This is a genomic window from Yoonia sp. (assembly GCF_036770585.1).
In the GTDB taxonomy this organism is placed as follows: Bacteria; Pseudomonadota; Alphaproteobacteria; order Rhodobacterales; family Rhodobacteraceae; genus Yoonia.
On sequence record NZ_DAIPIW010000092.1, the window covers coordinates 1 to 8,855 of the forward strand.

Genomic DNA, 8,855 nt, shown 5'->3' on the forward strand with positions numbered 1-8,855 from the left:
AGCCCGTCTAGCGTCCCAACAGCACCTCAGCGCCGCCAGTGAAGGGGGTTCTACGGATAACCTCGGGAAGCTGCAAGGGCTTTTTTCAAGAAAAATGCATTCCCGAACACCCGACAGAATAAACCGTAAAATCCCCATGTTTTATTGGGTCGATGGCTGCGCTTGCGCTCGCCCATCGCAGCCGACCAGAGCCGTAATCTGGCACGAAAAGCGATTCTCGTCAAAAGCTTTGAAGCAAGAGGCGAAGCGGCGCGACTCGACCGTGAATCGGTCGTGCCATGGTGCCCGCGGCCGGACTCGAACCGGCACGGCCTTGCGGCCAAGAGATTTTAAGTCTCCGATGTCTACCATTCCACCACGCGGGCACGGTGCCATTCCTAAGCGGCCCACCCGGGCGGGGCAAGCGGCGTTCAGAGATCGGTGCCCGGCGCTTCGGTGATCAAAGAGCGCTCGGTCAGCCAGGGATGCAGCGCGACGGCGGCTTTCAGGGCCTCTTGCGCCGCGTCGGTGCGGCCCAACTCGATCAGGGTCAGCCCTTTGCCGGAGAGCGCGCCGATATGGCGGGGGTCGATGGCCAGCGTCCGGTCCAGATCGGCGAGCGACTGTTCAAAGCGTCCGCCAAGGAAATAGGTGAAGGCGCGCTGATTGTAGCCTTCGGCATAGTCGGGGCAGTAATCCACCAGCCGGTCCAGTGCGGCGATTGATGCAAGGAAATCCCCGAAACGCCGCGCCGCGATGCCGCGATCCAGCAGCCCCTGCGCCGTGGCGTCGGGTGCGTCGAGCCAAATGTCCCAAAGGCCCGCATTATGCGGCGCGGCGCCCTGTTCGTTCGTCGCCGCCAGCAGGCCCGCGTAGTGGGCAGCCTTTTCGGCGCTGCGGTCGGGAACGGCGGGGCAGGTTTCGGCGAACGCCGGCGCCGCTGCGATCAGCAAGGGAAAGAACCATCTCATGACCCAAGATGTGAGCCGACTGGCCCTGCGGTCAAGCCCCGTCGCTGGCCATGCCGTCCTCTTTCACCGCCTGCATGGCCACATAGGTCGATGTATGCGCCACATGCGGCAGGGTCGAGATCTTCTCGGCCAGCACGCCGCGGTAGCCGGTCATGCCGTCGGTTCTGACCTTGAGAAGATAATCGAAGGCCCCGGCGATCAGGTGGCATTCCTCGACCTCGGGGATGGTGACCACGGACCTGTTGAAGGCGGCGAGGGCTGCCTCGCGCGTGTCGGATAGCTTGACCTCGACAAAGGCGACGTGGTTGCGCCCAAGCAGGATCGGATCATAGAGCGCGCGGTAGCCACGGATCACCCCTGCCTCTTCCAGCCTTTTCAGGCGCGCTTGGGTGGGGGACTTCGACAACCCGATCCGGCGGGCGAGCTCGGTCACGCTGATCCGGCCCTCTCCGCCGAGGATGTCGATGATCCTGCGGTCGAAACCGTCGAGATCAGAAGTCTTTTCGCCCATGAATCACATCCAATTCAGTCTGAACGGATTTGATCCTGCCAGAGGAAAGGCGAAATGACCAGTTGATTCCCGATATACTGGGACAAAGCTTTACGGAGTCTCTCATGAACACCCTCGCCGGACCTGATCTGCGCCTCGCCATCGACAGCGCCATGTATCGCGACGAAGCTGCCGCTGTCGCCGCCCTCGTCGATACCGCGGCCCTGTCGCCCGGCGACCGCGCCCGCATTTCGGATCATGCGGCGGCGCTTGTGCGGCAGATCAGGGCCAGCACCGATCCGGGACTGATGGAGGTGTTTCTGGCGGAATACGGTCTGTCGACCGACGAAGGCATCGCCCTGATGTGTCTGGCCGAGGCGCTGTTGCGGGTGCCGGATGCCGAGACGATGGACGACCTGATCGAGGACAAGATCGCGCCCTCTGATTGGGGCAAGCATCTGGGGCACTCGGCCTCGTCGCTGGTCAATGCCTCGACCTGGGCACTGATGCTGACGGGCCGTGTGCTGGATGACGACCAGCCGGGGATCACACGGCACCTGCGCTCGGCGGTCAAACGTCTGGGCGAGCCGGTGATCCGCACCGCCGTCGCCCGCGCCATGCGCGAGATGGGGCGGCAGTTCGTGCTGGGCGAAGATATCGGCAAGGCGATGAAACGCGCCGAAGGGATGCAGGCCAAAGGGTTCACCTACAGCTATGACATGCTGGGCGAGGCGGCGCGCACCGATGCGGATGCACGCGGCTATCATCTGGCCTATTCGCGCGCGATCAGTGCGATTGCCGAACACTGCACATCCGGCAGCGTGGCCGAGAATCCGGGGATCTCGGTGAAACTCTCGGCGCTGCATCCGCGCTATGAGGTGGCGCAGGAAGCCCGCGTGATGTCCGAACTGGTGCCGCGCGTGCGGGCGCTGGCGATGCTGGCGAAATCGGCGGGCATGGGCTTCAACATCGACGCCGAAGAGGCGGACCGGCTGTCGCTGTCGCTGGATGTGATCGCCGCCGTCCTCGCCGAACCGGCCCTTGCCGGATGGGAAGGCTTCGGCGTGGTCGTGCAGGCCTATGGGCAGCGCGCACCGCTGGTGATCGACCACCTGCACCGGCTGGCGGCGCGGTTGGATCGCAAGATCATGGTGCGCCTCGTCAAGGGCGCCTATTGGGACGCCGAGATCAAACGCGCGCAGGTGATGGGGATGACGGGCTTTCCGGTCTTCACCGCCAAGCATCACACCGACATCAGCTATATCAGCAACGCCCGCAAGCTGCTGGGGCTGACCGACCGCATCTACCCGCAGTTCGCCACGCATAACGCGCATACGGTTGCCGCGATCCTCGATCTGGCGAGGCAGATGGGGCGCGGCCCTGCGGATTTCGAGTTCCAGCGCCTGCATGGCATGGGCGAGACCCTGCACACCATCGTGCTGCAAAAGGAAAAGACCCGCTGCCGGATCTATGCGCCGGTGGGGGCACACGAGGACCTTCTTGCCTATCTGGTGCGGCGTCTGTTGGAGAACGGGGCGAACTCCAGCTTCGTCAACCAGATCGTGGACGAGGATGTGCCCGCGGATGTCGTCGCCGCCTGCCCCTTCGATCAGCTTGGCCATGACAGGCCGCTGACCAAGGGCCCGGACCTGTTCCAGCCCGAGCGGATCAATTCCAAAGGCTGGGATCTGACTCATGCCCCGACATTGCAGGAACACGCGCAGGCCAGCCACGCGTTCAAATCCGTCCAGTTCGGGGCGCACCCGCTGACCTCTTCCTGCCCGAAATTCGCCCGCCGCAGGCTTCAGGGCGCGCAACCGGTTCCGAACCCCGCAAATCCGGGCGATGTCGTGGGAAGGGTGCGCAACGCCACCGCCAAGGATATCGCCGATGCGCTGGACTCTGCAGCGCCTTGGGATGCGGATGTCGCGACCCGCGCCAAGGTCCTGTACGCGGTGGCGGATGCCTACGAGGCCAATGCCACCGAGCTTTTCGCCATCCTGACCCGCGAGGCGGGAAAATGCCTGCCCGATGCGGTCGCGGAACTGCGCGAGGCGGTGGATTTCCTGCGCTACTATGCGGCGCAGGCGAAACCTGACCAGCAGGCACGCGGGATCTGGACCTGCATTTCCCCTTGGAACTTTCCGCTGGCGATCTTCACCGGACAAATCGCGGCGGCCCTGGCTGCGGGCAATGCGGTGCTGGCCAAACCCGCCGAGCAGACACCACTGATCGCCATGCGGGCGGTGGAACTGATGCACGCAGCGGGCGTTCCGGTCGCGGCGATCCAGCTTTTGCCCGGCGGCGGCGATGTGGGGGCAGCCTTGACGGGTGACGCGCGGATTGCGGGCGTGGCCTTCACCGGTTCGACCGCGACGGCGCTGAAGATCCGTGCCAACATGGCCGCCCATTGCGCGCCGGGAACACCGCTGATCGCGGAAACCGGCGGGCTCAATGCGATGATCGTCGACAGCACCGCCCTGCCCGAACATGCGGTGCGCGATATCGTGAATGGCGCCTTCCGCTCGGCCGGACAGCGGTGCTCGGCGCTGCGGTGTCTTTATGTGCAGGAAGATATTTCCGAAAAGCTGCTGAAGATGCTGAAGGGCGCAATGGACGAGCTGAGTCTCGGTGATCCCTGGCTGCTGTCCACCGATGTCGGGCCGGTGATCGACGCGGCCGCGCATCAGACGATTGCCGACCACGTCGCCACGGCCAAGGCAGAGGGGCGGATCATTCACCAGATCAAGGCGCCTGCGCAGGGGCACTTCATCGCCCCGACGGCGATCCGTGTGAACGGCATTGCCGATCTGCAGCGTGAGGTCTTCGGCCCTGTCCTGCACATCGCCACCTTCAAGGCGCATCAACTGGATCAGGTGATCGCGGATATCAATGCCACCGGATATGGCCTGACCTTCGGGTTGCACACCCGCATCGACGACCGCGTGCAGACCGTGGTCGAGCGGATCAACGCCGGCAATCTCTACGTCAACCGCGACCAGATCGGCGCGATTGTCGGCAGCCAACCTTTCGGCGGAGAGGGCCTGTCGGGCACCGGCCCGAAAGCAGGCGGGCCGCATTATCTGCCGCGCTTTGCGGCACCTGCCGCTCCGCCTGCGGCAACCGACTGGAAGACGAATGCCGACATCTCTGCGCTCGGGTCCCGACTGGCCAAGATGGTGATGCCCGCTGGCAAACCCCCAACCGATCTGCCGGGGCCTACGGGTGAATCGAACCGCCACAGCCTGCATCCGCGCGGGCCGGTGCTTTGCCTCGGGCCGGGGCCCGAGGCTGTCGCCGCTCAGATCGCGGCGGTCGAGGCTTTGGGCGGTGCGGCTGTCGGCGCGGATGGCGCCGTCACGGCGGATGCGCTGGCAACGTTTTCCCCGCTGGGCGTGGTGTTGTGGTGGGGCGATGCCACGCTGGGGCGCGCCTACGAAGCCGCACTTGCGCAGCGCAAGGGGCCGATCACCGCACTTGTCACTGCGATGCCCGATACCGCCCATGTCATGCACGAACGCCATGTCTGCATCGACACGACGGCTGCGGGCGGAAACGCCGCACTTCTGGCCGAGGTCGCGGGCTGACGCCCACTTGACCACCTGCACAAGTTAAGGGACGGTCGCGGTATGTTTCCCATCCGCGACCACAATCCCTCGTCCCGCGTGCCTTATGTCACGATCGGGCTGATCGTGATCAATGTGCTGATCTATCTTTGGGGACTGGGGGCGCTGGATAACAACCGTGCCCTGTCGCAGTTCTATTTCGACTATGCGCTGCTGCCCGTCCGCCTGACCAATGGCGAGAATTACCCGGCGCTGGTCACCTCGATCTTCCTGCATGGCGGGTTCATGCATCTGGCGGGCAACATGCTGTTTTTGTGGATCTTCGGTGACAACCTCGAAGACGAGATGGGGCACCTGCCCTTCCTGTTGTTCTATCTGGCCAGCGGCGTCGGGGCGAGCCTTGCGCAGGTGGTGGGCGATCCCTACTCGGCCGTTCCGATGGTCGGCGCATCCGGGGCGATTGCCGGGGTCATGGGTGGGTATCTGCTGCTTTTCCCCAAAGCGCGGGTGGATGTGCTGCTGATCCTGATCATCTATATCAGGGTCTTTCCGATCCCCGCATGGATCATGCTAGGCATCTGGTTCGGCATCCAGATCGTCAGCGGTGTCAGCGTCGACACATCTGGCGGCGGTGTCGCCTATTGGGCCCATGCGGGCGGATTCGTGATCGGGCTGGTGCTGACGATCCCGCTTTGGCTGAAAGAGGGCGGGCCTGCGTTCTGGCGGCGCACCGACGGGCATCCGCCGCATCCAGACGCGGTCTATACGCGCAGCGCCGTGCCCACCGTTCGCCGCAAGCGTTAGCCGTTGTTGCGGATCACCTTGGCGAAAGTATCGAAGATCGGCGCGTTCGCGCAGATGACCGCGCCGTCATTCAACAGATCACCGTCCTTCTGCAGGGGTTCGACGATCCCCCCCGCCTCGCGCACGATGACGATCCCTGCGGCCAAGTCCCAGGCGTTCAACCCGCGCTCCCAGAATCCGTCATAGCGGCCCGCCGCCACATAGGCGAGGTCGAGCGCTGCGGACCCGAATCGGCGCACACCGGCGCAAGCGGGCATCAGGCGCGCAAGGTCCTGCAAGGTGGCGGGCAGGTCGGGACGGCCGCCGAAAGGCACGCCGGTTGCGAAGATGCTCTCGATCATCTTGTGACGGCCCGAAACCCGCAGGCGGCTTTCGTTCAGCCATGCGCCGTTGCCTTTTTCGGCGTAGAACATCTCGTCCTTGACCGGATCGTAGATCACCCCCGCAATCACCTGCCCCTTGTGTTCGAGCGCAATCGAAACAGCCCAATGCGGCAGGCCGTGCAGAAAGTTGGTGGTGCCATCCAGCGGGTCGACGATCCAGCGGCGGGTCGGGTCCTCACCCGCGATCTCGGCGTCTTCTTCGCCCAGAAAACCGTAGGAGGGGCGCGCCGCCATCAGGTCTGCGCGGATCTGCGCCTCGGCGGCCTTGTCGGCGCGGCTGACGAAGTCGCCGGGACCCTTGACGCTGACCTGCAGGTTCTCGACCTCGCCGAAGTCCTTGAGCAAACCGCGCCCCGCCTTGCGGGCGGTTTTCATCATCACGTTCAGGTTTGCGCTGCCAGCCATTTGCCACGTCCTAGGTCCTTGGATCAGGGGCGGCGTATAGGACGCCCTTTGCAGGGTGGCAAGGGCCTAGCCGCGTTGCAGCTTGACCGCTTCCTGTCGGGCCAGACGGATCAGATGGGCCATGTAGGGACGGCTGGTATCCTCGCTGCGTGTCGCGGCGTAAAGCCTGCGGGTAATCCCCCCTTGCGTCAGCGGGCGCGTGACATAGTCGGAACTGTAACGCACCTGCCTGACGACCCAGTCCGGCAGCACCGCAACGCCCCGGTTCGAGGCGACCAGCAACAGGATCACGGCGGTCAGTTCCACCTGTCTGACCTCGGCAGGTTCCACCTTGGCCGGTGTCAAAAGCTGCGAGAAGATGTCAAGCCGCGCGCGATCGACCGGATAGGTGATCAGGGTCTGACCCCGGAAATCCTCGGGTTCGATAAAGTCTTTCCCGGCTAGCGGATGCGACGACGAGGCCACGAAAACCGGTTCATAGTCGAAAAGCGCCGTGAAATCCGTCTCGGGCAGATCCTCGGGGTCGGAAGAGACCACCAGATCGACCTCTTCCTTGCGCAAAGCCGGCATCGCGTCGAAGGCAAGGCCGGGGCGGATGTCGACATCAACCTCGGGCCATGCCTTGCGGAACTGTTCAAGCACGGGGAACAGCCATTCGAAACAGGCATGACATTCGATGGCGATATGCAGACGGCCCGCCTTGCCTGCGACAAGGCCCGAGAATTCCGCCTCGAGTGCTGCCACCTGCGGCAGGATCGCTTCCGCGGCCGCCAGCATCTTCATCCCCGCCGAAGACAGGCGCAGCGGTTTGGACCGGCGCACGAACAGCTCGATCCCCGCCTGATCCTCGATCCCCTTGATCTGATGCGACAGCGCCGACTGGGTGATGTTCAACTGGTCCGCCGCACGGGCCAGCCCGCCGGTATCGTGGATCGCCTTGATCGTGCGCAGGTGCCGGAACTCGATATGCATATGTGAGCAGACCTCATGACCTTGGTGAAGTTTATGAATTTGCCTCATTTCAATAAAGCTGGTCAAACCGCAAGGCAACAAGAGGTTTCATCATGCCAGCACCGACCGTATCCTTCGAATTCTTCCCGCCGAAATCGCTTCAGGCGTCATTCCGTCTGTGGGATTGCGTCAATACGCTTGCCCCGCTGGACCCGACCTTCGTTTCGGTCACCTATGGTGCGGGCGGCACGACGCGGAAGCTGACGCATGAGGCGGTCGAGGCGATCCATACCAACACCGGCCTGAATGTCGCGGCCCACCTGACCTGTGTCGATGCGACCAAGGCAGAGACACTCGACATCGCGGATGCCTACGCGAAGGCGGGCGTCAAGGAAATCGTGGCCCTGCGCGGGGACGCCCCCAAAGGCGACGCCAAGTTCACGGCTCACCACGAAGGTTTCGCCAGTTCCATCGACCTGATCGAAGCCTTGGCCGAGACGGGCAAATTCAACATCCGCGTGGGCGCCTATCCCGAAAAGCACCCCGAGGCTCTGGATCAGGCCGCCGATATCGCCTTCCTGAAGCGCAAGATCGACGCGGGCGCGACCTCGGCGATCACGCAGTTCTTTTTCGAGGCCGAGACCTTCTTTCGCTTCCGCGACCTTTGCGTGAAGGCCGGGATCGACGCGCCGATCATCCCCGGCATCCTGCCCATCGAAAGCTGGGGTGGTGTGCAGCGCTTTGCCCAAGCCTGCGGCACGCATATTCCGCAGGTCATTCGCGACGGTTTCGCCAATGCCGAAAAGACCGGCACGACCGAGCTTCTGGCGACCGCCATCGCGACCGAGCTTTGCGACGACCTGTTGCAGGGCGGCGTGGATCACCTGCATTTCTACACGCTGAACCGGCCCGAACTGACACGCGACATCTGTCATGCGCTTGGCGTGACGCCGAATGTGCGGTTGCAAAACGTCGCCTGACACGGCAAGCCTCGGGGCGTCAAAGCCAGAGGCCGCCATGTTCACCGCCACGTCACCGCAAGAGATGCCAGACCACGACACCCTGCTTTCGATGTCGGGGCTGGATTTCATGCTGGCGATGAAAGCGGGCCGGATCAGCCGCCCGCCGATTTCCGCACTGATGGCCTATACGCTGGAAGAGGTCGCTGAAGGCCGTGTCGTCTTTCGCGGCACGCCGGAATTCCAGCACACCAACCCGATGGGCGGTGTGCATGGCGGCTGGTATGGGACTTTGCTGGACAGTTGCATGTCCTGCGCGGTGATGACGATGACGCCCAAAGGCTCGG

8 protein-coding genes and 1 tRNA gene are annotated in these 8,855 nt (G+C 63.9%); 4 read left to right on the plus strand and 5 right to left on the minus strand.

The annotated features are described in order from the left end of the window. Positions 1 to 279 precede the first annotated feature (279 nt). The 3 genes from V7N12_RS12650 to V7N12_RS12660 all read right to left on the minus strand — a co-directional run bounded on the left by V7N12_RS12650 (position 280) and on the right by V7N12_RS12660 (position 1,461). Positions 280 to 365 (minus strand) — tRNA-Leu (locus tag V7N12_RS12650). Between the two features lie 45 nt (positions 366 to 410). Next, positions 411 to 950, minus strand: coding sequence for a tetratricopeptide repeat protein (locus tag V7N12_RS12655; RefSeq protein ID WP_333714969.1), 540 nt, complete (start codon positions 948 to 950; stop codon positions 411 to 413). A 31-nt stretch (positions 951 to 981) separates the two neighbouring features. Beyond that, positions 982 to 1,461 (minus strand): Lrp/AsnC family transcriptional regulator, encoded by a 480-nt coding sequence (locus V7N12_RS12660; protein ID WP_333714970.1) that lies wholly within the window; start codon positions 1,459 to 1,461, stop codon positions 982 to 984. Between the two features lie 104 nt (positions 1,462 to 1,565). On the opposite strand from V7N12_RS12660, the gene putA reads away from it, so the two are divergent. Then, positions 1,566 to 5,027 (plus strand): bifunctional proline dehydrogenase/L-glutamate gamma-semialdehyde dehydrogenase PutA, encoded by a 3,462-nt coding sequence (putA, locus tag V7N12_RS12665; RefSeq protein WP_333714972.1) that lies wholly within the window; start codon positions 1,566 to 1,568, stop codon positions 5,025 to 5,027. 42 nt (positions 5,028 to 5,069) lie between these two features. After that, on the plus strand, positions 5,070 to 5,810 hold the full coding sequence (locus tag V7N12_RS12670; RefSeq protein WP_333714973.1) for a rhomboid family intramembrane serine protease: 741 nt from the start codon (positions 5,070 to 5,072) through the stop codon (positions 5,808 to 5,810). Here V7N12_RS12670 and V7N12_RS12675 read toward each other — a convergent pair. Together V7N12_RS12675 and V7N12_RS12680 are read right to left on the minus strand one after the other, a co-directional pair. Next, complete coding sequence (locus V7N12_RS12675) at positions 5,807 to 6,598, minus strand: inositol monophosphatase family protein (RefSeq protein WP_333714974.1); 792 nt, start codon at positions 6,596 to 6,598, stop codon at positions 5,807 to 5,809. The two genes, V7N12_RS12670 and V7N12_RS12675, sit on opposite strands and share 4 nt — an antisense overlap. A gap of 66 nt (positions 6,599 to 6,664) precedes the next feature. Beyond that, on the minus strand, positions 6,665 to 7,570 hold the full coding sequence (locus tag V7N12_RS12680) for a LysR family transcriptional regulator (RefSeq protein WP_333714975.1): 906 nt from the start codon (positions 7,568 to 7,570) through the stop codon (positions 6,665 to 6,667). A 92-nt stretch (positions 7,571 to 7,662) separates the two neighbouring features. Here V7N12_RS12680 and metF point away from each other — a divergent pair, with 92 nt between their 5' ends. Continuing rightward, entirely contained in the window at positions 7,663 to 8,529 is an 867-nt protein-coding gene (metF, locus tag V7N12_RS12685) for a methylenetetrahydrofolate reductase [NAD(P)H] (RefSeq protein ID WP_333714976.1), read from the plus strand. A 37-nt stretch (positions 8,530 to 8,566) separates the two neighbouring features. Beyond that, on the plus strand, positions 8,567 to 8,855 hold a 289-nt coding region (locus tag V7N12_RS12690; protein WP_333714977.1), incomplete at its 3' end, for a PaaI family thioesterase.